Origin of the sequence: Janibacter melonis (assembly GCF_003721155.3) — a bacterium.
Lineage (GTDB): Bacteria > Actinomycetota > Actinomycetes > Actinomycetales > Dermatophilaceae > Marihabitans > Marihabitans melonis.
Genome location: NZ_CP044548.2, coordinates 316,484 through 343,320 on the forward strand (window position 1 = coordinate 316,484; position 26,837 = coordinate 343,320).

Below are 26,837 nucleotides of genomic sequence, written 5' to 3' on the forward strand. Positions count from 1 at the left end.
CGGCACCGGGCGAGCGAGAGGATCTGGACGTGGCACGAGTCGGAGAGAGCGGAGACCTCCTCAAGTGCTCCTTCTGCGGCAAGTCCCAGAAGCAGGTCAAGAAGCTCATCGCGGGTCCCGGGGTGTACATCTGCGACGAGTGCATCGACCTGTGCAACGAGATCATCGAGGAGGAGCTGTCCGAGGGCAGCAACCTCGGCTTTGACGAGCTGCCCAAGCCGCGTGAGATCTTCGACTTCCTGCAGAAGTTCATCATCGGCCAGGAGGGCGCGAAGAAGTCGCTCGCCGTCGCCGTCTACAACCACTACAAGCGGGTCCAGGCCCAGGAGGCCGCGAGCACCGCCGGCAAGCGCGACGAGGAGCACGTGGACATCGCCAAGTCCAACATCCTGCTCATCGGTCCCACCGGCTGCGGCAAGACCTACCTCGCCCAGACCCTCGCGAAGATGCTCGACGTCCCCTTCGCCATCGCCGACGCGACGGCGCTCACCGAGGCCGGCTACGTCGGCGAGGACGTCGAGAACATCCTGCTCAAGCTCATCCAGGCCGCGGACTACGACGTCAAGAAGGCCGAGCAGGGGATCATCTACATCGACGAGGTCGACAAGATCGCCCGCAAGAGCGAGAACCCCTCGATCACCCGTGACGTCTCGGGCGAAGGGGTGCAGCAGGCCCTGCTGAAGATCCTCGAGGGGACGACGGCCTCCGTGCCGCCGCAGGGCGGGCGCAAGCACCCGCACCAGGAGTTCATCCAGATCGACACGACGAACGTGCTCTTCATCGTCGGTGGGGCCTTCGCCGGGCTGGAGAAGCTCATCGAGTCGCGCAGCGGCAAGAAGGGCCTGGGCTTCGGCTCCGAGCTGCACACGCCGACCGATCTCGCCGACTCCATCGTCGACGTCATGCCCGAGGACCTCATGAAGTTCGGGCTCATCCCCGAGTTCATCGGTCGTCTGCCGGTCATCACGACGGTCTCGCCGCTCGACCAGGACGCGCTGACGAAGATCCTCACCGAGCCGCGCAACGCCCTCGTCAAGCAGTACCGGAAGATGTTCGCGCTCGACGACGTCGAGCTCGAGTTCACCGACGACGCAGTCGAGGCCATCGCCGACCAGGCGCTCGCTCGCGGCACCGGCGCGCGCGGTCTACGCGCGATCATGGAGGAGGTCCTCCTGCCGGTGATGTTCGACGTCCCGAGCGACGAGGGCATCAAGCAGGTCGTCGTCACCCGCGAGGTCGTCCTCGACAACGTGCTGCCGACCATCGTGCGCCACGAGCAGGAGACCAAGCGCAAGCCGAAGCAGAAGCGCTCGGCCTGAGCAGGTCGACGTGAGCGCACTCTCGCCCGAGGCCCTCGAGCGGCTCGTCGCCGCGCTGCCCGAGGGGGTCGTGGCCACCCGCGCGGAGACGCTCGAGAAGTACCGCCACGACGGGGCGAACGACCCCACCGCGCAGCTGCCCCTGGCGTGCGTGCGCGCGGAGTCCACCGACCACGTCGTGACGACGATGCGGTGGGCCACCGAGCACCGCGTCGCCGTCGTCCCGCGAGGTGCGGGGACGGGGCTGTCGGGTGGCGCGTCGGGGCAGTCCGGGGCGATCACCCTGTCGACCGAGCGCATGCGCGCCGTCGAGGTCGACCCGGCGAGCCGCACCGTCGTCGTCCAGCCCGGTCTGCTCAACGCCGAGGTCAAGGCCGCCGTGGCGGAGCACGGCCTGTGGTACCCGCCCGACCCCAGCTCGGTCCAGATCTGCTCCATCGGGGGCAACCTCGCGACGAACGCCGGGGGTCTGTGCTGCGTCAAGTACGGCGTCACCGCCGACTACGTCCTCGGGCTCGAGGTCGTCCTCGCCGACGGCACGGTGCTGCGTCTGGGCGGGCGTCACGTCAAGGACGTCGCCGGCCTGTCGCTCATGCCGCTCTTCGTCGGCAGCGAGGGGACCCTGGGCATCATCACCTCGGCCACCCTGCGCCTCGTGCCGGCGCAGCGGCCGGCCGCCACCCTCGTCGCGACCTTCCCGACCGTCGCGGCGGCCGCCGACGCCGTCGTGCGGGTCGGTCGTGACGTGCAGCCCTCGATGCTCGAGCTGCTCGACCAGGCCGCGATCAACGCCGTCGAGGACTACGCCCCGATGGGTCTGGACCGCGACGCAGGGGCGCTGCTCCTCGCGCAGTCCGACGCGCCGGGCGCCGCCCGGGCCGCCGAGGTCCAGCTCGTCGAGCGCGCGTTCGAGGCGGCGGGGGCCCTCGAGGTCTTCTCCACCGACGACGTCGACGAGGGCGAGCTCTTCATCCAGGCCCGCCGTCTCGCGCTGCCGGCGCTCGAGCAGCGCGGGCGGGTGCTGCTCGAGGACGTCGGCGCGGCGGTGCCGCTGCTGCCCGACCTGCTCGCCCGGATCGAGGCGGTCGCCGCCCGGCACGGGGTCGCCATCCCCGTCGTCGCCCACGCCGGCGACGGCAACACCCACCCGATCATCGTCGTCGACACCGACGACCCGGACGGCGAGGCGAAGGCGCAGGCCGCCTTCGTCGACGTCATGGCCGCGGCCGTCGAGATCGGCGGCACGATCACCGGCGAGCACGGCATCGGCCGGCTCAAGCGCGACGCCCTGCCGACGCAGCTCGGCCCGGAGGTCATGACCGCGAGCCGGCGGGTCAAGGACGCCCTCGACCCGCTCGGTCTGCTCAACCCCGGCGTCCTGCTCTAGCCGGCCTCGTTCGTCCGGGCGTGCAGGCCCGCCCAGGGGTGTGGCGTGCGCCCCGCTCTCGCGGTTGGATGGAGGCGTGAGCGCGTACCTCCTGCGGGCCGGTGACACCGGCCCGACCCAGCAGTCACCGGTGACGTGCGGCGCGGCCTGCCTCACGGTCGCGCGGATGCTCGTCGACGACCCCTTCGCCCGGTGGGTGACGACGGGCAGCGGCCTGCCGGTCCTCGGGGCCGAGGGCTCGACGCCCGTCGAGCGCTTCGCGAGCTACGAGCGCACCGTGCACCGCCGCACCAACGGGCTCAAGGTCTCGCGCGCCGGGCTCCGGCCGCCGTGGCCGCGCGCGCTCGGCACCCCGCCGTGGGGCGCGCGGGCCGAGCTCGAGGCCGGTGCGAGCCGGGTCGGCACCCGCTACGAGGTCGACGTCCTGCGCCCGCTCGGCGACGACGGGCTGCGGGCGGCCTTCGAGCGTCTGCACCGGGTCGTCGACGAGGGCGAGCCCGCCCTGCTCTACGTCGGCTCGGACATGCTGCCGCGCCACGTGACGCTCGTGCTGCCCGGCCAGCTCGACGACGTCGTCGACGTCTACGAGCCGGCGTCGGGGCACGTGCGCCAGGTGACCGTCACCGAGGTCGTCGAGGCCCGGCTGGGCCTGGGTGGCTGGGACCGTGCGTGGCTGCTCGTGCGCCCGACGGGGGAGCGTCCGGCCCGAGCCGGGTCGCGCCCCGCCTTCGACCCTCGCCGGGTCCCCGTGCCCCGTCTCGTGGCAGGGACGGCGCCGGCCCCCGACGCGGTGCGCAGCGAGCCCGTGCGCTGACCCGACCCCGCCTGACGCCGGCTACCACGCCGTAGTGGTCGTGATCACCACCAGTACGGCGTGGTAGCCGGGTGGGCAGGCGAGGGCGAAGGGGGCGGCAGCCCGGCGAAGGGGGTGGCGACCCCGGCGAAGGGGAGGGGCGGGTCAGCGGCGGTTGCGGCGCCAGATCGCGACGGTGAGGGCGGTGGCGAAGGTGCACCAGCCCGTGTATGTGCCGAGTGCGGCGGTGCGCAGCCGCCCGTGGGGGCGGGCCCGGCGGGTGAGCTCGGCGGCGGTCGCCGCCAGCGCTGCGGAGTCGATCGCGGCGAGACCGGGACGGTGCCCCTTGAAGAAGAGCGCGCTCCACCCCGCGTTGAGGGCGAGGTTCGCCGCGAGGGTGGCCGCGTACCCCTTCGCCGCCTTGGGGTCGTCCTCGGTCTCGGCGAGCGTCGCCGCGCTGCTCAGCGCGATGCCGGTGTACAGCGCCGTCCACACGACGGGGAAGGCGATGGCCGGCGGCTGCCAGCCGGGGGTGTCGAGACGGCGGTACCACCGCGAGCCGGGGTCGGTCGCGAGGCTCCCGACGACCGCGGTCGCAGCGGTGGCCAGACCGGCGACCTGGAGCGAACGGCGCCAGCGCAGCGGGTCGTAGCCCTCCATGGCGGCCTTGAGGGCGTCGGTGTACCCGGTCCGACCGCCGGGGGGCGGGCCGACGAGCTCGAGGAGGTCCTGCTCGTGGCAGACGGCGTCGTGGACGAGGCTGCCGATGAGCGGGCGGGCGATGCCGGCCTTGACGGGGGTGACGAGCCCGATCCAGTGGCTCGCGAGCGACGGGGTGAGGACGGGGACGGTGACGATGACGCGGGGGACGAGCCCGGCGACCTCGGCGTAGCGCTTCATCATCTCGGCGTAGGTGAGCACGTCCGGCCCGCCGAGGTCGAAGCTGCGGTTGACGTCGCCCTCGAGCCCGGCGGCCGAGGCGAGGAAGTAGACGACGTCGACGATGCCGATGGGCTGGATCGTGTTGAGCGCCCACTTCGGGGTGATCATCGCCGGCAGCCGCTCGGTGAGGTGGCGCAGCATCTGGAAGCTCGCGGACCCGTCCCCGAGGACGATGCCGGCCTGGAGCACGACGCTGGGCGTGGGGCTGTCGAGGAAGATCTCGCCGACCTCGACCCGCGAGCGCAGGTGGGGCGAGAGCTCGCCGTCGGGGTGCAGCCCGCCGAGGTAGACGATGCGCCCGACGCCGGCCGCCGCGGCCTCGTCGCTGAAGAGCTGGGCCATCTCGCGGTCTCGCTCGATGAAGTCGCCCTCGCCGTCCATCGAGTGCAGCAGGTAGTACGCGACGTCGACGCCCTCGAGCGCACGCGCGACGCTCTCGCGGTCGGTCGCGTCACCCTCGACGACGTCGACCCGGTCGGCCCACTCCCTGGGCAGGCGCGCGGCGGAGCGGGTGAGGACCCGCACGCGCCACCCGCGGTCGAGCAGCTCGGGCAGCAGGTTGGACCCGACGTAGCCGGTCGAGCCGGTCATGAGGACGGTGCCGGGCGCAGCGGTGGTGGTGCTCATGAGAAGAGTCCGATCGACGAGGAGAGGTCGAGGGTCGGCGGGAGGAGGAAGAGCATGCCGAGCGACCACGTGAGGTGGGTGATGATGGGGCCGAGCACACCGCCGGTGACACGGCGCTGCAGCCCCGTGACGACGCCGACGGCCAGTCCCGCGAGCGCGAGCAGGGCGATGCCGCTGGCCAAGGAGACCAGCGTGTAGATCACCGCGGTGATGGCGACGGCGTGCCGCCGCCCCGCGGCGGAGTAGAGGGCTCCGCGGAAGTACAGCTCCTCGGCGATGCCGTTGACGGCGGTGATCGCCGCGACGACCGGCAGCGAGCCGACCGTCGCGTGCGCGAGCAGGCCACGGACCGGCTCGGACAGAGCGGGGATCCCGGCGACGACGAAGCCGCCGGCGAGGAAGATCGCGAGCAGCAGCAGCCCGAGCGAGAAGGACTGGACCACCGGGCGGGCCGTCGTCCCCGCCCGGGTGTGCCCGCGCCCGAGCCACAGCCGGCCCGAGGCGAAGGCGCCGATCGTCCACACCGCGGCGAGCGCGAGCGTCGCCCCGTAGAAGAGCGGGTCGCCGGGCTCGATCCGCAGCGCGGACGCGAGCAGGACCGCCCCCAGGGCGAGCGTGATGACGGCGACGACGCGGCGCCGGCGGAAGGCGGCGTCGGACTCGGCGTGGTCGCGCTCCACGGGGGTGAGCAGCGCGGCATGGAGGAACTTCGAGACCTCGGTCACGGGGTTGATCACGGGTCGCTCCTGCCTCGGGGGCGGTCGGGGGTCAGGTCTGCTTGGGGGGCTTGACGAAGGGGACGAGCTCGACGTCGACGAGGGCGACGGCCTCGCCCTCGGCGTAGTCGAGCGTGCCGGTGAGACGTCCGGCGGTGCGCAGGTCCGGCTCGCCCTGCTGCACGAGCGGGGCGAGGGCGGCGGGGGTCTGCAGCGTCGCCGAGGTGATCTCGGAGCGCATGCCGACCTTCGCGTCGGACTTGGCCTTGCGCACCTGGCTCAGGGCCGCGCCGACGGCCGCGAGGACCTCGGGGTCGCCGGGCTGGCCCAGGGCGAGCTCGTCGACGAGCGGCCACGTCGAGCGGTGGACCGAGCCCTGCTGCCACCACGACCAGACCTCCTCGGTCGCGTAGGGCAGGAAGGGGGCGAGCAGGCGCAGGAGCACCGACAGCGCGAGCCGCAGGGCGGCGCGGGCGGAGGGGTCACCGGCGTGGGCACGGTCCTTGACGAGCTCGATGTAGTCGTCGCAGAAGGTCCAGAAGAAGGTCTCGGTGACGTCGAGCGAGCGGGTGTAGTCCCAGCCCTCGAAGCCGGCGGTCGCGTCGCGCACGACGTGGGCGAGCGCGGCGATCATCGAGCGGTCGAGCGGCTCGGTGATGACCGAGGCCAGACCCTGACGGGGCTCGAGCTCGGGCTCGCCGAAGCCGAGGGCGAACTTGCTCGCGTTGAGCAGCTTGATCGCCAGGCGCCGGCCGACCTTCATCTGACCCGTGTCGTACGCCGCGTCGGTGCCCAGACGCCCGCTCGCAGCCCAGTAGCGCACCGCGTCGGCGGAGTGCTCGACGACGACGTCCTCGGGGGTGACGACGTTGCCCTTGCTCTTGCTCATCTTCTTGCGCTCGGGGTCGAGGATCCAGCCGCTGATCGCGGCGTCGGTCCACGGCACGCTGCCGTGCTCGAAGTGCGAGCGCACGACGGTCGCGAAGAGCCAGGTACGGATGATGTCGTGCCCCTGCGGGCGCACGTCCATGGGGAAGACCTTGCCGAAGAGGTCGCTCGTCCCGGCCTCGGCGCCGCGCCAGTCGCCGGCGATCTGCGGGGTGAGCGAGCTCGTCGCCCACGTGTCCATGACGTCGGGGTCGCCGGTGAAGCCGCCGGGCTGGTCGCGCTGGTCCTCGGTGTACCCCGGCGGCGTCTGCGCGGCGGGGTCGACGGGCAGGGTGTCCTCGGCCGGGGCGATCGGGGCGTCGTAGTCGGGCTCGCCGGAGGCGTCGAGGCGGTACCAGACGGGGATCGGCACCCCGAAGAAGCGCTGACGGCTCACGAGCCAGTCGCCGTTGAGCCCGGCCACCCAGTTCTTGTAGCGCGAGCGCATGAAGGAGGGGTGGAAGTCGATCTCGTCGCCGCGCGCCTGCAGCGCCTCGTTGAGCTCGACGTCGCGCCCGCCGTTGCGGATGTACCACTGACGGCTCGTGACGATCTCGAGCGGCTTCTCGCCCCGCTCGTAGAAGTTGGCCTTGCGCTGGGTCTTCTGCGGCTCGCCGTCGAGGTCGCCGGACGCGCGCAGCGCCTCGACGACCACCTCGCGGGCGGAGTGCACGGTCTTGCCCGCCATCTCCTCGAAGACCTCGGTGCCGCGGTCCCCCTTCGCGTCGGCGACCCATGCGGGGACCTCGGCCTGCACGCGGCCCGCGCGGGTGATGACCGAGCGGGTCGGCAGGCGCAGCTCGCGCCACCAGATGACGTCGGTGAGGTCACCGAAGGTGCAGCACATCGCGATGCCCGCGCCCTTGTCCATCTCGGCGGCCGGGTGGGCGACGACGGGGATCTCGACGCCGAAGACCGGGGAGGTCACGCTCGTGCCGAAGAGGCCCTGGTAGCGCTCGTCGTCGGGGTGCGCGACGAGCGCGACGCACGCGGGGAGCAGCTCGGGGCGGGTGGTCTCGATGTGCACCGGCTCGCCGGTCGTGCCGTCCGCGGCGACGCGGTGGAAGGCGACGCGGTGGTACGCCCCCGGGTAGTCGCGCGCCTCGAGCTCGGCCTGGGCGACGGCGGTCTGGAAGGTGACGTCCCACAGCCCCGGCGCCTCGGCCGTGTAGGCCTCGCCGCGGGCGAGCTGGCGCAGGAAGGCCTGCTGCGCGGTCGCGCGGGAGCGGTCGTCGATGGTGCGGTACTGGATGTCCCAGTCGAGGCTGAAGCCGAGCCGGCGGAAGAGGGACTCGAAGGCCTCCTCGTCCTTGACCGTCAGCTCGTCGCACAGCTCGATGAAGTTCTGCCGGCTGATCGGCTGCTGGTCGGCGGCCTTGATGCTCTTGGTGTCCCCGGCGAAGGGGGGCACGTACCCGGGCTCGTAGGGCAGGGTCGCGTCGCCGCGCACGCCGTAGAAGTTCTGGACGCGCTTCTCGGTCGGCAGGCCGTTGTCGTCCCAGCCGATCGGGTAGAAGACGTCGAAGCCGGCCATCCGCTTGTAGCGGGCCATGCAGTCGGTGTGGGTGTAGCTGAAGACGTGCCCCATGTGCAGCGAGCCGGAGGCGGTCGGCGGCGGGGTGTCGATGGAGAAGACCTTCGAGCGGTCGGCGGTGCCGCCGAAGGCGTAGGTGCGCTCCTCGCGCCATACCTGCGCCCACTTGTCCTCGAGGCCGTCCAGGGACGGTCGATCGGGGATCGGCGAAGGGGTGGTGGGGGCGTTCGTCATGGGCCCGATCCTCCCATCACGGCGACCTCGCGACCCAATCGACCCGGGCCCTGTCGAGGGTGCCGTCGTAGGCTGGGCGCATGACGCCCCCGCGCTTCTCGGCAGAGCCGACGTACCGCACGATCATCGCCGTCGGCCGGCCGACCTTCCTCGCCCTGGGCTACCAGCTGCGCTACCGCGGCCGGCACAACGTGCCCCGTCATGGCGGCGCCGTCATGGCGGTCAACCACACGTCCTACGTCGACTTCCTCTTCGCCGGTGTCGCCGCGCGCAAGCAGCACCGCTTCGTGCGCTTCATGGCCAAGAAGTCGATCTTCGGGCACCCCCAGGCCGGCAAGATCATGCGCGGGTGCAAGCACATCCCCGTCGACCGGCGCGCGGGCACCGAGTCCTACCGCCTGGCCGTCGAGGCCCTGCGCAGCGGGGAGGTCGTCGGCGTCTACCCCGAGGCGACGATGTCGCGCAGCTTCGAGATCAAGGAGCTGAAGAAGGGCGCGGTGCGCATGGCCCAGGAGGCCGGCGTCCCCGTGCTCCCGACGATCGTCTGGGGCTCGCACCGGATCTGGACCAAGGACGCGCCCCGCCGCATCGGGCGCACGAAGACCCCGATCCACGTGACGATCGGCGAGCCGCTGCACGTCGGTCCCGACGACGACGTCACGGCCAAGACCGAGGAGCTGCGCGAGATCATGAAGCGCCTCCTCGACGAGACGATCGCGGGCTACCCCGAGCTCACCGGCGACGACCTGCGCTTCCTCCCCGCCCGCCTCGGCGGCACCGCCCCGACCTACGAGGCCGCGTACTCGAAGGACTTCTCCGACATGAGCCGCACCCGCGACGAGTTCACCGGCTGACCCCTTCGCCCCCGCAGGGCTGGGTCGTGAGGTGGCTGGGTCGTGGGTGGACCTTCGCGGCTGAGTCCCACCAGCCCCAAGATTCTCGGGTCACCCGATAAACCCCCGCCCAGCACGAGTAAGAAACTCCTGCTGAGCCGGTGTTTATCGGGTGACCCGATAAACATGTGGCGGGTGTGGCGAGCCCCCCCGGGGGACTAGGGGCGAAGGGGACCCGGCGAAGTGGTCAGACCGGGTGACCGAGGTGGGAGAGGGCCTGGCGCAGGAGGACGCCGTGGCCGCCGCCCATGTCGGCGAGCAGGCCCGGCTCGGAGGCCTCGCTCGGGGTGAGCCAGGAGAGGTCGAGCGCGTCCTGCTGGGGGGCGCAGTCGCCGCCGACGGGCACGACGTAGACCATCGCGACGGCGTGCTGGCGCGGGTCGTGGAAGGGCGTGACCCCGGGGGTGGGGAAGAACTCCGCCACGGTGAAGGGCTGGGGGCTCGGCGGCACCTGCGGCAGGGCCATCGGGCCGAGGTCCTTCTCGAGGTGGCGCACGAGCGCGTCGCGGATCCGCTCGTGGTACTGGACCCGACCGCCGACGAGCTCGCGCTCCATCCGGCCGGTGTCGGTGGCCCGCAGGAGCAGCCCGACGGAGGTGATCTCGCCGCTCTGGTCGACGCGCACGGGCACGGCGACGACGTAGAGCATCGGCACACGGCCCCGCACCGACTCGAGCTCTTCGCGAGGCAGCCAGGCCTCCTGGCGGTGGGTCTCGGTCGACATGGCCCCGATCCTGCCAGAGCGGGCGGCGCCCCGACGCACGGCGTCAGCCGGGCTGGTCCTGCGGCCCCTCGAAGCGTCCCTGCGCGTCGAAGGCCGCCTTGCGCGAGGCCCGCCGCAGGGCCCCGAGGACGGCCCGACCGGTGAGGCAGACGAGGAGCACGGTGGTCAGCGCCCGCCCGATGTCCCACCCCAGCGAGGTCGACACGGAGTAGACGAGGAAGCGCTGGAGGTTCTCCAGCGCCGGCGCCCCGGGCACGAAGGTGATCGCGCTCTCGCCCTGGACGGTGAAGGGCCAGAAGGCGAAGTTCAGCGCGACGCCGTAGAGCAGCGCGGCGAGCGCGCCGTACCCGGCGAGCAGCGCGATCTCGGCGCGCCCCCTCGCCCGCGGCAGCAGCCCGGCGCCGAGCCCGACCCACGCGGCGCCGAGCATCTGGAAGGGCAGCCACGGGCCGACGCCGGCTGTGAGCAGCGCCGACGAGAAGAGCGTCGTCGTGCCGAGCACGAAGCCGAAGCCCGGCCCGAAGACCCTCCCGGCCAGCACGAGGAGGAAGAAGACGGTCTCGACCCCCGAGGTGCCCGCGCCCATCGGCCGCAGGATCGCGCCCACGGCCGAGAGGACCCCGAGCATCGCGACGGCCTTGACGTCGAGCCCGCCCTCGGCGACCTCGGCGAGGACGACGGCCAGGACGAAGGGGAGGAGGAGGGCGAGCACGAGCGGCGCGTCGGCGCTGTGCTCGCTCGCCATCTCCGGGGAGATCAGGAGCGGCCAGCCGAAGGCGAGCAGCCCGACGACGCTCGACATGACGACCGCGGCGGTCGACCACGGCCGCAGCTGCACGGCCCGGACCCGGTGGCCGTCGACGACCGGGCGCGGCGGGCTCGTCGGGCTCATCGCCGAGCCTCGAGCTGCGCGCGCACCTCGGCGACGGTGAGGTAGCCCGCCGGCGCCGTGATCTTCGCGACCTGGGGGGCGAAGGCGGGGGAGGCCAGGACGACGTCGGCGGTCGGGCCGTCGGCGACGACCTCGCCGGCTGCGAGCAGGAGCACCCGGTCGGCGCTCTCGGCGACGAACTCCACGTCGTGGGTCGAGCACAGCACCGCGCGCCCGCTGCGCGCGAGCCGGCGCACGGCGTCGCGCAGGGCGGCCTTCGCGGTGTAGTCGAGCCCGCGCGTCGGCTCGTCGAGGAGCAGGACCGGCGGGTCGGCGGTGAGCTGCACCGCGAGCACGAGCGAGAGGCGCTGCCCCTCGGAGAGGTCACGGGGGTGGCGCTCGCCGGGGATGCCCGGGGCGAGGGCGTCGAGGTGCGCGCGAGCCGTGCCGGACGCGGCGTCGCTCTCGCGGTCGGCCTGCGCGAGCTCGGCGTCGACGGTGTCGAGGTAGAGCAGGTCGCTCGCGGTCTGCGGCACGAGCCCCACCCGGGCGCGACGCTGCGCCGCGCCGAGGTCGGCCGTGTCGGCCCCGTCGACGCGCACCCGCCCGGCGGTGCGCGGGCCGGAGCCCTGCAGGGCCCACAGCAGCGTCGACTTGCCGCTGCCGTTGCGGCCCATGAGGGCGGTGACGCTGCCGCGGGGCAGGACGAGGTCGACGTCCTGGACGGCGACGAGGTCGTCGTAGCGCACGCTCACCCCGCCCGCCTCGAGCACCGGCTCGGTGGCGGTCGGCGGCACCGGGGCGGGTCGGGGCGGCAGCTCGCGCCGCAGGGAGACGGCGGCGCGGCGGGCGTCACGCACCGACAGCGGCAGCGGGTCCCACCCGGCGACGCGGCCGAGCTCGACGACGGGCGGCGCCACGGTCGCGGTGCGCATGACGCTCGCGGGCGACCCGTGCTCGACCCGCCCGTCGACGACGTGGAGGACGGAGTCGGCGTGGTGGAGCACCCGCTCGATGCGGTGCTCGGCGATGATCACCGTCGTCGCGAGGTCGTGGACGAGCCGGGTGATCGCGGCGAGCACGTCCTCGGCGCCCGTCGGGTCGAGCGCCGACGTCGGCTCGTCGAGGACGACGACGCGCGGGTGGCAGGTGAGGACGGCGCCGATGGCGACCCGCTGCTGCTGGCCCCCGGAGAGGTCGCGCAGCGGGGCGTCGCGCAGGTCGGCGATGCCGAGGACGTCGAGGGTCTCCTCGACCCGCTTGCGCATCGTCGCCGGCGGCAGCGCGAGCTGCTCCATGCCGTAGGCGAGCTCGGCCTCGACGGTGTCGGTGACGAAGCCGGCGAGGGGGTCCTGCCCGACGACACCGACGACGTCGGCGAGGTCGCGCGGCCGGTGGGTGCGCGTGTCGCGCCCGGCGACGACGACCCGCCCCGAGAGGGTGCCGCCGGTGAAGTGGGGGACCGTGCCGTTGATCGTGCCGAGCAGGGTGCTCTTGCCCGAGCCGGTCCGACCGACGACGACGACGAGCTCGCCCTCCTCGATCTCGACGTCCACGTCGCGCAGCACCGGCTGCGTCGCGTCGGCGTAGGTCACCCCGACGTGCTCGAGGACCACGGCCGGCCCGTGGTGGCTGCCCGTGCTCATGCGCTCTCCTGCGGGGTCGCGACGGCTCGGGCAGGGGCACCGGACGCGCGGCGGGCGGCGCTCGCCCGGGTGACCGGCGGGAGCGGGGTGAGCACCCCGGGCAGCGCGGCGAGGAGGAGCCCGAGCGCGGCCGTCCACGGCAGCGCGGGCGCCCCGAGGGGCTGCAGGGGCAGCGACAGGCCGAGGGGGTCGAGCTCCTGGGCGGCGAGCACCCCGGCGGCCCCGGCGACGCCGCACGCGAGGACGAGCCACTCCGCGCCCCGCCACGGGTCGGGCCGGTAGACGGTGCGGTGCACCGCGGCGCTGCCCAGCCGCAGCCCGAGGGCGCCCAGACCGATCCCGCCGACGAGCATCGGCGTGCCGATCCACGCCGGGCTGCGGGTGTCGAGCAGTCCGTAGACCCCGAGGCAGATCGCGAGGAGCGACGCGAGGGTGACCCCGCTGACGAGCCGCCGGCGGCGAAGGGGGACGTCGCCGCGCCGGCCGTAGCCGCGCGAGTCCATCGCCGAGGCGAGCATGAGGGAGCGGTCGAGGGTGTCCTGCAGGACCGGCATCGCGACCCGGCGGAAGGCGCGCAGACCCCGCCCGGCGTCACCGCGCAGTCGCCGCGCCCGCAGCACCCGCTGGACGGACTCGGCGAGCTGGGGGGCGACGGTGATCGCGACGACGACGGCGGCCCCGATCTCGTGGAGCGCGCCGGGCAGCGCCGCGAGCAGCCGCTTGGGGTTCGCCAGCGCGTTGGCCGCGCCGACGCACAGGATCATCGTCGCCAGGCGCAGGCCCTCCAAGCCCGCGGCGAGCAGCCCCTCCAGTCGGACGGTGCCCAGCAGGTCGATGCCGGCGGCCCACGAGGGCAGGGTCGCGCTCGGCAGCTCGAGCAGCACGGTCTCGCCCCACTTGAGGCCGAGCAGGACGTGCAGGACGAGACGCAGGACGACGACGAGGACGCCGAGCCAGACGTAGAGGCGGAAGGCCCGGGCCCACGGGGTGCTCGGACGACGCGACACGACGACGAAGGTGACGACCGAGATCGCGAGGAGTAGCAGCAGCGGGTTCGTCGTCGCCGAGACGCCGACCGCGAGCGCGATGGCCCACAGCCACCAGGCCCCGGGGTGCACCGCCCGGGGGAGGGGTGGGGTCACGCGCGTCGACGACGGGCGGCGACGACCGCGCCCGCGCCGAGGAGGGCGACGAGCCCGAGGCCGGCGAGCGCCGGCAGGGCGGAGGAGCCGTCCTCCTCGCGCACCGGGGTGCTCGTCGGCAGCACGTCCTGGGGGGCGCCGGCCGTCGCGCCGGCCGAGCCCGAGGAGCTGCTGCGGGACGCCGACGGGGTGCGCTCGCGGGTCGAGCCCGATCGCGTCGACCCGGCAGTGGCGCTCGGGCGACCGCTCGAGGACGCGGAGGGGGTCGAGGTCGCCCCGGGAGCCGTGCCGGAGCCGTCGGTGGTCGCCCCGGGTGCAGGCGCGGAGGGGGTCGAGCCCGGAGCGGGCGCGCCGCTGCCGGTCGCCCCGCCCGAGCGACCCGCACCCGAGCCGCTCGTGCCAGAGCCGCCAGCACCCGAGCCAGAAGAGCCCTGCGCGCTCGAGCCGGAGCCCTGGGTGCTCGAGCCGGAGCCCGAGCCGCCGGAGCTCGAGCCGCCGGAGCCCGAGCCGCTGGACCCGCCACCCACGCCCCCGCTCGACGAGGGCGCCGCGCTCGGGGTGGGCGCCGGGGCAGCCGCGGGCACCGACCACGCCGGCGCCGACCCGGCACCGAAGCGCCAGCCCTGGTAGCTGCCGGGCGCCGGGTCGCTCTGCGGGCTGTACGCGCCGTAGCTGCTGTAGGCCCACGACCCGCCGGCCTCGGCCCGCCAGAAGGACCACGAGGCGCTGCCCGGGGGCGTGCGCACGCACGGGTCGCTGCTCGGCTGCCCGCTGATCCGGCACACGAAGCCGGGCTGGGTCTGGACGTCGGTGATGGTGAAGCCCGCCCTCTTCAGGGCGTCGGCCCCGGAGGTCGGGTCGCCCGGGGCGCAGCGCACGTCGACGCCGCCCGAGTACTGCACGACGACCGTGACGCCGGAGGTGCCCTGGCAGGCCGCGGCCTGCCCCGGAGCGGCGCTCACCGCGAGCGCCGGGGCGACGAGCAGCGTCGCGGCGGCGCCGCGGGCGAGCAGGCGGGTGGTCGTCGACATCGTGGTCCCGGGCCTCAGCGGTGCGCCCCGCGGCGGCGCGAGCCCATGACGGCACCGGCACCGACGAGGGCGAGCAGCCCGGCGCCGACCCAGCCGGCGGCGCCGAGGCCGCCGTCACGGGCGTCGTCGGTCTGGACGACCTCGGGTCGGGTGGGCTCCTGGCCGGGGGTCGTCGGGCGTGCGGTCGCGGTGACCGTCGTCGTGCTCGTCGACGGCTCGTCGCTCGGGTCGGTCGTGCTCGGGTCGCCCGGGGTGGGCTCGTCGGCGCAGTCCAGCGCGACGGGAGCGGCGGCCGCGCCGTCGGAGGTCACGTCGAGGTAGGAGACGTCGGTGCTGCCGAGCAGGGCCTGGGCGGTCGAGCGGTTGAGCTGGTCGCTCGGCTGCGTCGAGGCGTCGGCGGCCGCGGCGTCGGCCGGGGTGTAGGCCAGGGCGCCGGCGACGTCCGGGGACTCGCAGCCCAGGCGCACGGAGTCGAGGAAGCCGCGCGCGGAGGTCAGCGCGTCGGTGCGACCGGCGAGCCGGAAGGCGACCGCGGCCAGACCGGTGGAGTTGGAGTTCTCCTCGCTCGTCGAGGTGCCGCCGCCGACCCCGCCGTCCCCGCCCTGACGGGCCTGGAGGTAGTCGACCGCCTCGGTGATCGCCGCGTCCTGGCCGCCGGCGCCCGAGAGGGCCTGGACCGCGACGGAGGTCGCGTCCGGGTCCGAGGTGCACGCGCCGGCGTTCTCGAGGGCGAAGCCGCCGTCGGCGCACTGCCGGGTGAGCAGGAAGTCCACGGCCTCGTCGGACACGTCGACGCCGTGGCGCTCGAGCCCGATGATCGAGAAGGACTGGCCGAGGGTGTTCGAGTAGTCGCCGTACTGCGAGTCGTCGGTGAACTGCCCGCTCGCCTGCTCGCGGGCCTGCAGCGCGCCCAGGTAGTCGGTGCCGCCGACGGTCCCGCCGAGGCCGCGCGAGGCGGTGAGCGTCAGCAGCTTGCCGGTCGCGCCGACGTAGAGCTCGTCACCGGCGCTGCCGGTGTAGGTGCCGGCCGCACCGAGGACGTGGTCGGTCGAGGCCTGCGACTGGTCGCCGGCGGTGCCCGTGGCCTGCATCGCGAGGATCGCGTCGATCGTCACGCCGGGGTCGTCGTAGGACTGGTCGCCGTAGCTGACGCTCAGCCGGTCGTCGTTCGCCTCGAGCTGGGCGGCGAGGTAGGCCGCGGAGGTCGTGGCGCTCGGCTGCTCGGCGGCCTGCGCGGCGGGGGCGAGCGCGAGGGTGGCGGCCGCAGCGAGGGCAGAGCCGGTGAGCAGGGTGGCGAAGGGGGGACGGCGTGACGTGAGGGGCACGGTGGTCTCTCTCGGTCGGGTGGCGAGCTGGTCTGCACCCGGCACCGAGATGACGGGCTCGACCCGTGGTCCGCGACGGGTGGTGTGCTGAGCCCGCGCAGGCCAGGCGTTCCGACTTCGGCACGACGTGCCGTCACGGCTGCGGGACAGTGCCGGGATCTCACCGGCTTCCCCTGGGGCTGCGCGTCCCGCCCCGGCGACGGGGTGGGCACCATCAGGGTACGCCGGTCGCGGCGGTGCCCACTACACTGCTCGTAGCGTCTGAGCCGTCATCAGCGGCGAGCTGTCCGGAAGAACGGGACGCGACCCCTTCGCCCGAGGTGTCGCTCCTCACTAGAACCGGACGGGTGGGCCCGTCACAGCCCTCATGAGCGGTCGGCAGCACCCCCTTCGCCCGCGAAGGGGTGGTGACGGCAAGCGAGGTGGTACCGCGGTGCCGCCGAGACCGGGAGGTCGCGGCGACGTCGTCCTCGTCGACGACGACCGCGACGACCCGCTGGAGCCACAGCCGATGACCTACCCCAAGGCCTCCACCCACCCCGGCGCCGCCCTCGGCGTGCCCGCGAGCCCCTCCTTCCCCGCGATCGAGGAGGGCGTGCTCGCGTACTGGGAGGGCGACGACACCTTCCGCGCCTCCGTCGAGCAGCGCGCCTCCACGACGCGCGCCGACGAGTTTGTCTTCTACGACGGGCCCCCCTTCGCCAACGGCCTGCCGCACTACGGCCACCTGCTCACTGGCTACGTCAAGGACGTCGTCCCGCGCTACCAGACGATGCTCGGCAAGCGGGTCGAGCGACGCTTCGGCTGGGACACCCACGGGCTGCCCGCCGAGCTCGAGGCGATGCGCCAGCTCGGCCTGAAGACGACCGACGAGATCCGCGAGCTCGGCATCGAGCGCTTCAACGACGCATGCCGCGAGTCGGTCATGCGCTACACGGGGGAGTGGCGCGACTACGTCACCCGTCAGGCGCGGTGGGTCGACTTCGACGACGACTACAAGACGATGAACCCCGACTTCATGGAGTCGGTCATGTGGGCCTTCAAGAGCCTGCACGACAAGGGCCTGGTCTACGAGGGCTTCCGCGTGCTGCCCTACTGCTGGCAGGACGAGACCCCGCTGTCGAACCACGAGCTGCGGATGGACGACGACGTCTACCAGCAGCGTCAGGACCCCGCCGTCACCGTCGGCCTGACGATGGACTCCACGGGCGAGGACCCGGTGCTCGACGGCGCCCGGCTGCTCGTGTGGACGACGACCCCGTGGACCCTGCCCAGCCACCTCGCGGTCATGGTTGGCTCGAGCATCGACTACGTGGTCGTCGAGGCCCCGGTGCCCGGGACCGACGAGACGGGCAGGTTCGTCCTCGCCGAGGCGCGCCTGGGCCACTACGCCCGTGAGCTCGGCGAGGAGCCGACGGTCCTCGGTCGGTACACCGGTGCCCAGCTGCTCGGGCGGACCTACACGCCCCCCTTCGCCTACTACCTGGGGCACGAGCGGGCCTTCCGCGTCGTCGCCGCCGACGACGCCGTGACGACGACCGACGGCTCGGGCCTGGTGCACACCGCCGGCGCCTTCGGCGAGGTCGACAAGGAGGTCACCGACCGCGAGGGCATCGCCGCCGTCATGCCGGTCGCCAAGGACGGGCGCTTCACCGCGCCGGTCGCCGACTACGAGGGCCTGCAGGTCTTCGACGCCAACGGCCCGATCATCGACGCGCTGCGCGCGACGACGCGCGGCGAGGCGAGCGGCGGGGTCACCCCCGGCACGGTGCTGCTGCGCCGCGAGACCTACGAGCACTCCTACCCGCACTGCTGGCGCTGCCGTCAGCCGCTCATCTACAAGGGCGTCGAGTCGTGGTTCGTCGAGGTCACGGCGATCAAGGAGCGGATGCTCGCCAACAACGAGCAGATCACCTGGACGCCCGAGCACGTCAAGCACGGGCAGTTCGGCAAGTGGCTCGAGAACGCCCGCGACTGGTCGATCACCCGCAACCGCTTCTGGGGCTCCCCGGTGCCGGTGTGGAAGTCCGACGACCCGGCCTACCCGCGCCTGGACGTCTACGGCTCCTTCGCGGAGATCGAGCGCGACTTCGGCCGGCTGCCGCGCAACGAGGCCGGTGAGCCCGACCTGCACCGCCCGTGGGTCGACGACCTCACCCGGCCCAACCCCGACGACCCGACGGGCCGCTCGACGATGCGCCGCGTCGAGGACGTCCTCGACGTGTGGTTCGACTCCGGGTCGATGAGCTACGCGCAGGTGCACTACCCCTTCGAGCAGCGCGAGTGGTTCGAGGAGCACTTCCCGGGCGACTTCATCGTCGAGTACATCGGGCAGACGCGCGGCTGGTTCTACACCCTGCACGTGCTCGCGACCGCGCTCTTCGACCGGCCGGCCTTCTCGAGCTGCATCAGCCACGGCATCGTCCTCGGCAACGACGGCGCGAAGATGAGCAAGAGTCTCCGGAACTACCCGGACGTCCGCGAGGTCTTCGATCGTGACGGCGCCGACGCGATGCGCTGGTTCCTCATGAGCAGCCCGATCCTGCGCGGCGGCAACCTCGTCGTCACCGAGGAGGGCATCCGCGAAGGGGTCCGCCAGGTCCTCCTGCCGCTGTGGAGCAGCTGGTACTTCTTCAGCCTCTACGCCAACGCCATGCCGGGCGGGTACGAGGCGCGCTGGTCCACGGCGTCGACCGACCCGCTCGACCGCTACCTGCTGGCGAAGCTGCGCGAGCTCGTCGTGGACGTCCGCGAGCGGATGGACGCCTACGACATCGCCGGGTCGTGCGACGCCGTGCGCGGCTTCACCGACGTGCTGACGAACTGGTACATCCGGCGCTCGCGCGAGCGCTTCTGGGCGACGGGCGAGGACACGAGCGACGCCCAGGCCGCCTTCGACACGCTGCACACGACCCTCGAGGTCCTGTGCCGGGTCGCGGCGCCGCTGCTGCCGCTGACGACCGAGGAGATCTGGCGGGGCCTGACCGGCGGGCGCTCGGTGCACCTCGCCGACTACCCGGACGCCGCGGACCTGCCCGAGGACCACGCGCTCGTCGTCGCCATGGACACGGCTCGCCAGGTCTGCTCGACCGCGTCCTCGCTGCGCAAGTCCAACAAGCTGCGCACCCGTCTGCCGCTGCGCGACCTCACGGTCGTCGTCCCGGGCGCGGCCGCGCTCGCCCCCTTCGGCGCGATCGTCGCCGACGAGGTCAACGTGCGCCAGGTCAGCCTGCTCGACCTCGACGACCCCGCGGCCGACGGCTTCGGGGTGACCCAGCGCCTCACGGTCAACGCGCGCGCCGCCGGGCCGCGCCTGGGTCGCGAGGTGCAGCACGCGATCAAGGGCAGCAAGACGGGCGACTGGTCGGTGGCCGAGGACGGCACCGTCACCTCCGGCGGGCTCGCGCTCGTCGAGGGGGAGTACACCCTCGAGTCGGTCGTCGCCGACGACGGCTCGAGCAGCCGCGCGACGGCGATGCTGCCCGGGGGCGGCTTCGTCGTCCTCGACACCGAGGTCACCGAGGAGCTCGCCGCCGAGGGCCTGGCCCGCGACGTCGTGCGCGCCGTCCAGGACGCGCGCAAGCGCGCCGGGCTCGAGGTCTCGGACCGGATCAGCCTCACCGTCACCGGCAGCCAGCGGCTGTGGGAGGCGACCCTGGCCCACCAGGGCCTCGTCGTCGAGGAGACGCTCGCCGCCCAGTTCGGCGCCGCTCCCCAGCTCGAGGCGCTGCCCGTCGGCGAGGGCGTCGTCGAGACGACCCTGTCCGAGGGAGAGACGGTGCGCATCAAGGTGACCCGCCTTTAGCAGCCCGCCCCGGGGCCTGACTGCCTCCCTTCGGGGGGAGGCGCTCACGGCCCCGGGGAGCAGGCGCGTTGCTAGCGTCGCCGCATGACAGAAGCGCAGCGATGACCTCAGCCGTGGCCGACGCCGTCGTCATCGGCGGTGGGCCCAACGGGCTCGTCGCCGCCAACCTCCTCGCCGACGCCGGCTGGGACGTCGTCCTCCTCGAGGGCGCCGACGAGGTCGGGGGAGCGGTGCGCAGCGCCGAGGTGGCCGCGCCGGGCTTCGTCTCGGACCTCTTCAGCGCCTTCTACCCGCTCGCCGCGGCGAGCCCGGTCATCTCCGGGCTGCACCTCGAGGAGCACGGCCTCGAGTGGGTGGACGCGCCGTCCGTCGTCGGCCACGCCCTGCCCGACGGCCGGGCCGCCGTCATCGAGCGCGACGCCGAGGCGACCGCCGCCGGTCTCGAGGCCGAGGCGCCGGGCGACGGCGCCGCCTGGCTGCGGATGGTCGAGCACTGGCGCTCCGTGCGCGACCCCCTGCTCGACGCGCTCTTCACCCCCTTCCCGCCCGTGCGGGCGGGCCTGCGCCTCGCGCGTCAGCAGCGGGCCGCCGGTCTGGTCGAGCTGGCCCGTCTGGCCACCGTGCCGGTGCGCCGGCTCGGCGAGGAGTCCTTCGCCGGCGAGGGCGGCCGCGTGCTGCTCACCGGCAACGCGATGCACAGCGACCTGCCGCCCGACGGCGCGGGCAGCGGCTTCTTCGGGTGGCTGCTCGCGATGCTCGGCCAGGACGTCGGCTTCCCGGTGCCCCGCGGCGGCGCGGGCGAGCTCGCGCTGTCGATGGCCCGCCGGGCGACGGCGCGCGGCGTCGAGATCCGCACCGGCAGCACCGTCGAGACCGTCCTCGTCGAGCACGGCCGGGCGAGCGGCGTGCGGCTGCGTGATGGCAGCACGGTGCGGGCGCGTCGCGCCGTGCTCGCCGACGTCGGGGCGCCCCACCTCTACCGCGAAATGCTCGACCCGGACGTCGTGCCCGACCGGCTCCTCGCCGACCTCGAGCGCTTCGAGCTCGACGCCGGCACGCTCAAGGTCAACTGGGCGCTCGACGCACCGGTGCCGTGGGCCGCCCCGGGGCTCGCCGGCGCCGGCACGGTGCACCTCGGCGTCGACGACGACGGCCTGCTCGAGGTCTCGAAGGACCTCGCCCTGCGCCGGGTCCCGCGCCGCCCCTTCCTGCTCTTCGGGCAGATGACGACCGCCGACCCCACCCGGTCGCCCGAGGGGACCGAGTCGGCCTGGGCCTACACCCACCTGCCCGTCGGCACGCACGACCCGGCGGTCGTCGACGAGCACGTCGAGCGCATGCGCCAGGCGGTCGAGCAGGTCGCCCCGGGCTTCGCCGGTCATGTCGTCGGCGAGCACGTCCAGTCGCCGAGCGACCTCGAGCACTGGGACCCCAACCTCGTCGGGGGCTCGGTCAACGGCGGCACCTCGGCGCTGCACCAGCAGCTCTTCATGCGCCCCACCCCAGGTCTGGGTCGCTCAGAGACCCCGGTCCCCGGTCTCTACCTCGCGAGCGCGTCGGCCCACCCCGGCGGCGGGGTGCACGGGACGTGCGGCTCGAACGCCGCTCGTGCTGCGCTGTCCGCCCACGGCCGGCTCGGGGCCGTGCACCGGGCGGTGGTGCGCACCGCCTGGTCGCGCGTGCTCACGACGGGGGACCGGTCATGACCGCCCGGGTGGCTCTCGTCACCGGTGCGGGCAGCGGCATCGGCCTGTCCGTCGCCGAGCGGCTCGCGGCCCAGGGCCACGTCGTCGTCCTCGTCGGTCGCGGCGTGCCCGCGCTCGAGCGGGCCCGGGCCGCGTGCGAGCGGGTCGGCGGCTCCGCCATGGTCGTGCCCGCCGACGTCCGCGACGCCGAGGCGGTGCGGTCGGCCTTCGAGACCGCGGCCAGCCTGGGCCGCCTCGACGCCGTCGTGCACAGCGCCGGGGTGCTCACCTACGGGCGCTTCGAGGACGTGCCGGCCGAGGTCTTCGAGGCCGCGATCGACACGACACTGCTCGGCACCTCACGCGTCTTCCGCGAGGCGCTGCGGATCTTCCGCAGCAGCGGCGGCGGTCGCTTCGTCGTCGTCGGGTCCGTCCTCGGCAAGGTCGTCGTGCCCGAGATGTCGTCCTACGTCACCGCGAAGTGGGGCCTGCACGGCCTCGTGCGCACCTTGCAGGTCGAGCACCGGGGCGACCCGGACGTCGAGATCTCGCTCGTCTCGCCCGGCGGGGTCGACACCCCGATCTACCGCAGCTCGGGCACCTTCTCGGGCCGCCACGGCCGCCCGCCCGAGCCGGTCGCCGGTCCGGACAAGGCCGCCGACGCGGTGATGGCCTGCCTCGAACGACCCAGGCGCGAGGTCGACCTCACCTGGACCAACCACGTCATCGTCCTGGGCTCGCGGCTCCTGCCGTGGCTCTACGACGCGGCCGTCGGGCCCCTCGCCTCACGCGTGGCCCAGCAGGCCGGCCGGGGCGTCGAGCCGACGGCGGGCAACGTGCTCGAGCCGCGCGACGTCCCGCCCGAGGTGGAGGACCCGCCTGGCTCGCTGCCGGTCCGGCGCACCGTGGCCGCACCGGCCGACCGGGTGTGGGAGGTCCTCGCCGACCCCGCCCGTCTCCAGCAGTGGCTCCCCGGCGCCCGGGTGCACGAGGCCGAGGACGGACGCCACCTCGTCCTCGGCGCGCAGGGAGCCGCCGGGCCGACCCGACTCAGGGTCGAGGTCGAGCCGGACGACGGGCCGTCGTGCACGGTGACGATCCGCCAGGACGTCGTCGACGGGCCGGGTCGGGTCGTGCCGCGCCTGGCCCGGCAGGGCGCGGTCGTCGTGCGCAGCACGCTGGCGCTGCGCCGGCTCGCCGATCTCGCCGAGGCCCCGCAGCGCGACCTCGGCTCCGCCTGACGGCAGGATGGCGGGCATGCAGGCCGAGCAGATCACCGACCCCGTCGCCCATCACGCAGAAGGCCCGGTGTGGTCGCCCCGGTGGGGCGGCCTGCGCTGGGTCGACATGGTCGCCGGCGACGTGCTCAGCCTGGCGCCCGACGGCTCGGTCGCCCGGCGGCACGTCGGCACCGTCGTCGCGGCCCTGCGCCCGCGCACCCGCGGCGGCGCCGTCCTCGCGCTCGAGCGCGGCTTCGCCCTCGAGGACGCGGACGGGACGGTGACCCCCCTTCGCGACCTGTGGTCCGGACCGGTGCGGATGAACGAAGGGGGATGCGACCCCGACGGCCGCTTCTGGTGCGGCTCGATGGCCTACGACCAGGGCGAGGGGGCCGCGAGCCTGCACCGCCTCGACCCCGACGGGTCGACGAGCGTGCAGCTGACGGGCGTGACGATCTCCAACGGGCTCGAGTGGAGCCCCGACGGCGCGCTGGCCTACTACAACGACACGCAGACCGGGCGGGTCGACGTCTTCGACTACGACCGCGAGAGCGGGCTCACCGGCCGGCGCCCCTTCGTACAGGTCGGCGACGGCGGGCACCCCGACGGCCTGACCGTCGACGCCGAGGGCGGGGTGTGGACCGCGATCTTCGACCAGGGCGTCGTGCACCGCTACGACCGGGCGGGCCGGCTCGACGAGGTCGTCGAGGTCGACGCGCGGCAGGTGACGGCGTGCACCTTCGGCGGGCCCGCTCTCGACGAGCTGTACGTCACGACCTCGCGCGAGGGGCTCGAGGAGGGCGACGACCCGCTCGCCGGCTCGCTCTTCCGGGTCTCGCCCGGGGTCCGAGGTCTGCCGGTCCGCGAGTTCACCGGCTGACCCCCCCCTCGCCCCCCGCCGAGGTATGGCGATCGGTCGGGGTGGTGGGCCACGTCACGACCGATCTCCATACCTCGGCGAAGGGGGAGGAGGCGAAGGGGGAGGGGCGGGTCAGGAGGCGGAGGCCTGGCGCTCCCAGACGCCGCGCTCCATCGGCTCGCCCCGCTCGAGGACGGTCTTGATGCCCGAGAGCACCCACGGCCAGCCGCCGCCGCCCAGACCGGACGGGTCGGGGTTGCCGGCCACCTGCTCGGCGGTCTGCGGCCGGTCGGTGACGTCGTGGGTGAGGGTGAGGCGGGTCGCGCCGTCGGCGGTGACCTCGATGTCCCAGGTGAGCGTGCCCGCGGGCTCCTCGGGGATCCACACGGGTGCCCAGGTCTGCACGAGCCGGCGCGGCGGGTCGCTCTCGAGGACCTCGCCGGTGACGACGACCTCCGGCATGCCCATCTCGAGCATCTGCTCGCTCGCGTGGTGGCGGAAGTCGCCGCCGGGCCGCAGGTCGTAGGAGACGTCTCCCGTGTAGCCGTACATGCGGCTCATCTCGGGGGTGGTGATCGCCTGCCACACCCGCTCCGGGGTGGCGTCGATGAAGATGCGGTACATCTGGGTCTGGCTCATGGCTGGTCCTCCAGGGCTCTCTTGAGGTCGAGCAGCGCGGAGGCCCGCGCCGCCGTGTACTTGCCGATCCAGCGCTCGTGGATCGTCTGGATCGGGACGGCGTTGAGGAAGTGGTGCTTGCTCCGTCCCTCCTTGCGCGTGACGACGAGACCCGCTTCCTCGAGCAGCCGCAGGTGCTTGGCCACCCCGAACCTCGTCATCTCCACCTGGCCCTGCACGACCTGCTCCAGCTCGGACTGCGTCCGCCCGCCGCGCTCGTGCAGCGCGTCGAGGAGCAGCCGGCGGGTGGGATCCGCCAGCGCTCGGAAGACGAGGTCGTCATCGGCCATGCGTCGAGATTAGGTGACCAAAAGGTCACGTGTCAACGGGGCGAAGGGGGGAGCCGCCCCCCTGGGTAGCCTGCCGCCCATGGATGCTCCGGCGCGGGTCGAGATCGAGGACGTCGGCGTGAGCATCGGGCCGCGCCCGCTGCTCGCCCTCGTGAGCGCGACGGTCGAGCCCGGTCGCTGCCTCGCCGTGCGGGGCGACAACGGCACCGGCAAGACGACCCTGCTGCGGGTCGTCGCCGGGGCGCAGGCCCCGAGCACCGGCGAGGTGCGCGTCGCGGGCACGCGGGTCGACGCCCGGTCGTCCGGGCTGCGCCGCCGTCTCGGCGGGCTGCTCGGGCCCAGCGCGATCTACCCGGACCTCACCGTCTACGAGCACCTGCTGCTCGTCGACGCGTCGTGGGGCGGGGACCCGGCCACCGTCGAGCAGCGGGTCGACGAGGTGCTCGACGGGCTGACGATCGGCGGGCTCGCCGACCGCTTCGTCACCGAGCTGTCCTCGGGGCAGCGCCAGCTCGCCGACATCGCACTGGTGCTCTTCCGCCCCGCCGACCTGCTCGTCCTCGACGAGCCCGAGCAGCGCCTCGACGAGGACCGGCGCCGCGTCGTCGCCGAGCTGCTCCGCGAGCGGGTCCGGGCCGGCACGACGATGCTCCTCGCGACGCACGACCCGCTCCTCGCCGAGATCGTCGCCGACGACGAGCTCGTCCTGCGCCCGGCCGAGGCGTGAGCGAGCCGGTGGCGGCCTCCGCGCCGCCCGATGGCGGGCCCGGGAGTGAGCCCGCGGTTGACTCCCGACGTCTCGTGTCGGACGCGCTCGCCGTCGTGCGTCGCGGCGCGCAGCTGACGAGCCTCGGCTCGGTCGCCTACGTCGTCTACGTCGTCGTCCTCCTCGGCGCCGTCTACCTCTTCCCCTACGGGCACGTCGTCTTCGCCGCGCTCGGCCGCTCCGGGCTCGTCGACGTGCTCACCGACCCCGTCGGGGCGGGGGCTCTCGTCCTCGCCGTCGTCGCCGCGCCCGTCGTCGCGCACCGGGTGGGCCGGGTGCGCGGTCCCGTCGCGCCCCCGATGCTGTGGGTGCGCCACGTCGTCGCCGGCCCGGCCGACCGGGCGGTGTCGCTGCGACGCTGGTGGCTGCTGCTCGGCGGTGCGGTGCTCGCCGCTGCGGCGGCGCTCGGGCTGCTGCTCGCCCTCGCGCTGTGGTCGGCCGCCGTCGTCGGGCCGCTCGGCGCGCTCGGCGTCACCGCCGCCTCGGTGCTCCTCGGGGCCGTCGTCGCCCGTGCCTGGCTGGCCGGTCAGGTCGCCGCCGACGGCGGGGGGCACCCCCTTCGTCCCGCCGACGCGCTGCGCCGGCTCACCGAGCAGGGGCTTGGTCGCCAGCGCGACCGGGGCGAGGGCGTCTACGGGTCCTTCCTGTCCGGGCAGCGCACGGCGCTCGTGCGCGAGCTCGGGGGGCGACCGCCGCGCCACCTCGGCCGGCTGCGCCCTGGTCGGGCGATGCTCCTGCGCCGAGACCTCCTCGCCGTGCGGCGCGGCCCGGGGCTGGTGCGCGCGGCCCTGCTCCTCGCCCTCGGGGGGCTGGGGGTCGGTCTGCTCACGCCCCGCTCGGCCGTCCTCGGGGTGCTCGCATCGCTCGTGCTCTACCAGGGCGTCGTCGCGTGGGCGACGGGCCTGCGCGGGCAGTCCGCGCCTCTCGTGCCCGTGCTCGGGTGGGGACCGCGGCGCGAGACGCTCGGCCATCTCGTCCTGCCGGGGGTGGCTGCGCTCGTCGGGGGCCTGGTCGCCGTCGCCGCGGCGACGGGGCTCGGCGACCCCGGCGTGACGACGGCCCTCGTCGTCGTCCTCGTGCCGCTGCACCTGTGGGTCGTCACGTGGACGACCCACCGCGCCGCCCCTCCGCTCGTCACCGTCATGCCGCAGTCGGTCATCCCCCGCGTCGTCGCGTGGTGGCTCCTGCCCCCAGGTGTCCTCGTCAGCGTCCCGGCCCTCGCGGCCTACCTCGCCGTCTGACCCGTTCGCCCTCGCCCACCCCTTCGCCCTCGCCCACCCCGCCCACCCCTTCGCCGAGCACCGCTCCTCGTCCGTGAGCACCGCTCCTCGCCGGGCCGCGACGAGCGGGTCTCGCGGACCACGAGCGGTGCTCAGCGCGAAAGGGGAGGGGGATGTGGCGCGAAGGGGGAGGTGGCGCGCGA

21 protein-coding genes and 1 riboswitch are annotated in these 26,837 nt (G+C 74.1%); of the genes, 10 read left to right on the forward strand and 11 right to left on the reverse strand.

The window, feature by feature from the left end:
* Positions 1-29: 29 nt before the first annotated feature.
* The 3 genes from clpX to EEW87_RS01555 all read left to right on the forward strand — a co-directional run bounded on the left by clpX (position 30) and on the right by EEW87_RS01555 (position 3,520).
* Positions 30-1,319 carry an ATP-dependent Clp protease ATP-binding subunit ClpX gene (gene clpX / locus EEW87_RS01545; RefSeq protein WP_068273821.1) on the forward strand — a complete coding sequence of 430 codons (1,290 nt, stop codon included), beginning with the start codon at positions 30-32 and terminating at the stop codon, positions 1,317-1,319.
* Between the two features lie 10 nt (positions 1,320-1,329).
* Positions 1,330-2,706, forward strand: coding sequence for an FAD-binding oxidoreductase (locus EEW87_RS01550; RefSeq protein WP_123090946.1), 1,377 nt, complete (start codon positions 1,330-1,332; stop codon positions 2,704-2,706).
* Between the two features lie 76 nt (positions 2,707-2,782).
* Complete coding sequence (locus EEW87_RS01555) at positions 2,783-3,520, forward strand: hypothetical protein (RefSeq protein ID WP_123090945.1); 738 nt, start codon at positions 2,783-2,785, stop codon at positions 3,518-3,520.
* A 144-nt stretch (positions 3,521-3,664) separates the two neighbouring features.
* Here the strand turns inward: EEW87_RS01555 and EEW87_RS01560 are convergent, their stop codons facing one another.
* The 3 genes from EEW87_RS01560 to valS are packed head-to-tail and all read right to left on the reverse strand — an operon-like array spanning position 3,665 to position 8,479.
* Positions 3,665-5,068 carry a tryptophan-rich sensory protein gene (locus tag EEW87_RS01560; protein WP_123090944.1) on the reverse strand — a complete coding sequence of 468 codons (1,404 nt, stop codon included), beginning with the start codon at positions 5,066-5,068 and terminating at the stop codon, positions 3,665-3,667.
* Positions 5,065-5,805, reverse strand: coding sequence for a type II CAAX endopeptidase family protein (locus tag EEW87_RS01565; protein ID WP_068273829.1), 741 nt, complete (start codon positions 5,803-5,805; stop codon positions 5,065-5,067). The genes EEW87_RS01560 and EEW87_RS01565 overlap by 4 nt, the downstream gene beginning before the upstream one ends.
* A 31-nt stretch (positions 5,806-5,836) precedes the next feature.
* On the reverse strand, positions 5,837-8,479 hold the full coding sequence (gene valS, locus EEW87_RS01570; protein ID WP_123090943.1) for a valine--tRNA ligase: 2,643 nt from the start codon (positions 8,477-8,479) through the stop codon (positions 5,837-5,839).
* A gap of 80 nt (positions 8,480-8,559) precedes the next feature.
* Between valS and EEW87_RS01575 the strand changes: the two genes are divergently transcribed.
* Positions 8,560-9,333 (forward strand): lysophospholipid acyltransferase family protein, encoded by a 774-nt coding sequence (locus tag EEW87_RS01575; protein ID WP_068273835.1) that lies wholly within the window; start codon positions 8,560-8,562, stop codon positions 9,331-9,333.
* A 226-nt stretch (positions 9,334-9,559) separates the two neighbouring features.
* Here the strand turns inward: EEW87_RS01575 and EEW87_RS01580 are convergent, their stop codons facing one another.
* Genes EEW87_RS01580 through EEW87_RS01605 form a run of 6 tightly spaced genes read right to left on the reverse strand, consistent with a single transcriptional unit; the run spans position 9,560 to position 16,111 of the window.
* Positions 9,560-10,096: an NUDIX hydrolase family protein gene (locus EEW87_RS01580; protein ID WP_068273837.1), complete on the reverse strand. Its 537-nt coding sequence runs from the start codon at positions 10,094-10,096 to the stop codon at positions 9,560-9,562.
* A gap of 43 nt (positions 10,097-10,139) precedes the next feature.
* Positions 10,140-10,988, reverse strand: a complete 849-nt coding sequence (locus EEW87_RS01585) for an ECF transporter S component (protein WP_123090942.1) — start codon at positions 10,986-10,988, stop codon at positions 10,140-10,142.
* Positions 10,985-12,613 (reverse strand): ABC transporter ATP-binding protein, encoded by a 1,629-nt coding sequence (locus EEW87_RS01590; RefSeq protein ID WP_123090941.1) that lies wholly within the window; start codon positions 12,611-12,613, stop codon positions 10,985-10,987. Before EEW87_RS01590 ends, EEW87_RS01585 begins: the two co-directional genes overlap by 4 nt.
* Positions 12,610-13,755, reverse strand: coding sequence for a CbiQ family ECF transporter T component (locus EEW87_RS01595; RefSeq protein ID WP_123090940.1), 1,146 nt, complete (start codon positions 13,753-13,755; stop codon positions 12,610-12,612). Before EEW87_RS01595 ends, EEW87_RS01590 begins: the two co-directional genes overlap by 4 nt.
* Complete coding sequence (locus tag EEW87_RS01600; RefSeq protein ID WP_163562359.1) at positions 13,752-14,786, reverse strand: hypothetical protein; 1,035 nt, start codon at positions 14,784-14,786, stop codon at positions 13,752-13,754. Before EEW87_RS01600 ends, EEW87_RS01595 begins: the two co-directional genes overlap by 4 nt.
* A gap of 14 nt (positions 14,787-14,800) precedes the next feature.
* Complete coding sequence (locus EEW87_RS01605; RefSeq protein ID WP_148041520.1) at positions 14,801-16,111, reverse strand: prenyltransferase/squalene oxidase repeat-containing protein; 1,311 nt, start codon at positions 16,109-16,111, stop codon at positions 14,801-14,803.
* A gap of 105 nt (positions 16,112-16,216) precedes the next feature.
* Positions 16,217-16,284: riboswitch (cobalamin riboswitch) on the reverse strand.
* Positions 16,285-16,622: 338 nt separating this feature from the next.
* Between EEW87_RS01605 and ileS the strand changes: the two genes are divergently transcribed.
* The 4 genes from ileS to EEW87_RS01625 all read left to right on the forward strand — a co-directional run bounded on the left by ileS (position 16,623) and on the right by EEW87_RS01625 (position 23,701).
* Positions 16,623-19,916 carry an isoleucine--tRNA ligase gene (ileS, locus tag EEW87_RS01610; protein WP_123091520.1) on the forward strand — a complete coding sequence of 1,098 codons (3,294 nt, stop codon included), beginning with the start codon at positions 16,623-16,625 and terminating at the stop codon, positions 19,914-19,916.
* Positions 19,917-20,017: 101 nt separating this feature from the next.
* Positions 20,018-21,622: a phytoene desaturase family protein gene (locus EEW87_RS01615; RefSeq protein ID WP_123090936.1), complete on the forward strand. Its 1,605-nt coding sequence runs from the start codon at positions 20,018-20,020 to the stop codon at positions 21,620-21,622.
* Positions 21,619-22,842, forward strand: coding sequence for an SDR family NAD(P)-dependent oxidoreductase (locus tag EEW87_RS01620; RefSeq protein ID WP_123090935.1), 1,224 nt, complete (start codon positions 21,619-21,621; stop codon positions 22,840-22,842). The genes EEW87_RS01615 and EEW87_RS01620 overlap by 4 nt, the downstream gene beginning before the upstream one ends.
* A 16-nt stretch (positions 22,843-22,858) precedes the next feature.
* On the forward strand, positions 22,859-23,701 hold the full coding sequence (locus tag EEW87_RS01625; protein WP_123090934.1) for an SMP-30/gluconolactonase/LRE family protein: 843 nt from the start codon (positions 22,859-22,861) through the stop codon (positions 23,699-23,701).
* A gap of 111 nt (positions 23,702-23,812) precedes the next feature.
* Here the strand turns inward: EEW87_RS01625 and EEW87_RS01630 are convergent, their stop codons facing one another.
* Positions 23,813-24,319: an SRPBCC domain-containing protein gene (locus tag EEW87_RS01630; RefSeq protein WP_068273853.1), complete on the reverse strand. Its 507-nt coding sequence runs from the start codon at positions 24,317-24,319 to the stop codon at positions 23,813-23,815.
* Positions 24,316-24,648: an ArsR/SmtB family transcription factor gene (locus EEW87_RS01635; RefSeq protein WP_123090933.1), complete on the reverse strand. Its 333-nt coding sequence runs from the start codon at positions 24,646-24,648 to the stop codon at positions 24,316-24,318. Before EEW87_RS01635 ends, EEW87_RS01630 begins: the two co-directional genes overlap by 4 nt.
* 79 nt (positions 24,649-24,727) lie before the next feature.
* Between EEW87_RS01635 and EEW87_RS01640 the strand changes: the two genes are divergently transcribed.
* Both EEW87_RS01640 and EEW87_RS01645 read left to right on the forward strand, forming a co-directional pair.
* Positions 24,728-25,375 (forward strand): ABC transporter ATP-binding protein, encoded by a 648-nt coding sequence (locus tag EEW87_RS01640; RefSeq protein WP_123090932.1) that lies wholly within the window; start codon positions 24,728-24,730, stop codon positions 25,373-25,375.
* A 74-nt stretch (positions 25,376-25,449) separates the two neighbouring features.
* The gene (locus EEW87_RS01645; protein WP_123090931.1) at positions 25,450-26,655 is read left to right on the forward strand and encodes a hypothetical protein; all 1,206 of its coding nucleotides are present in this window, start codon (positions 25,450-25,452) and stop codon (positions 26,653-26,655) included.
* Positions 26,656-26,837 lie beyond the last annotated feature (182 nt).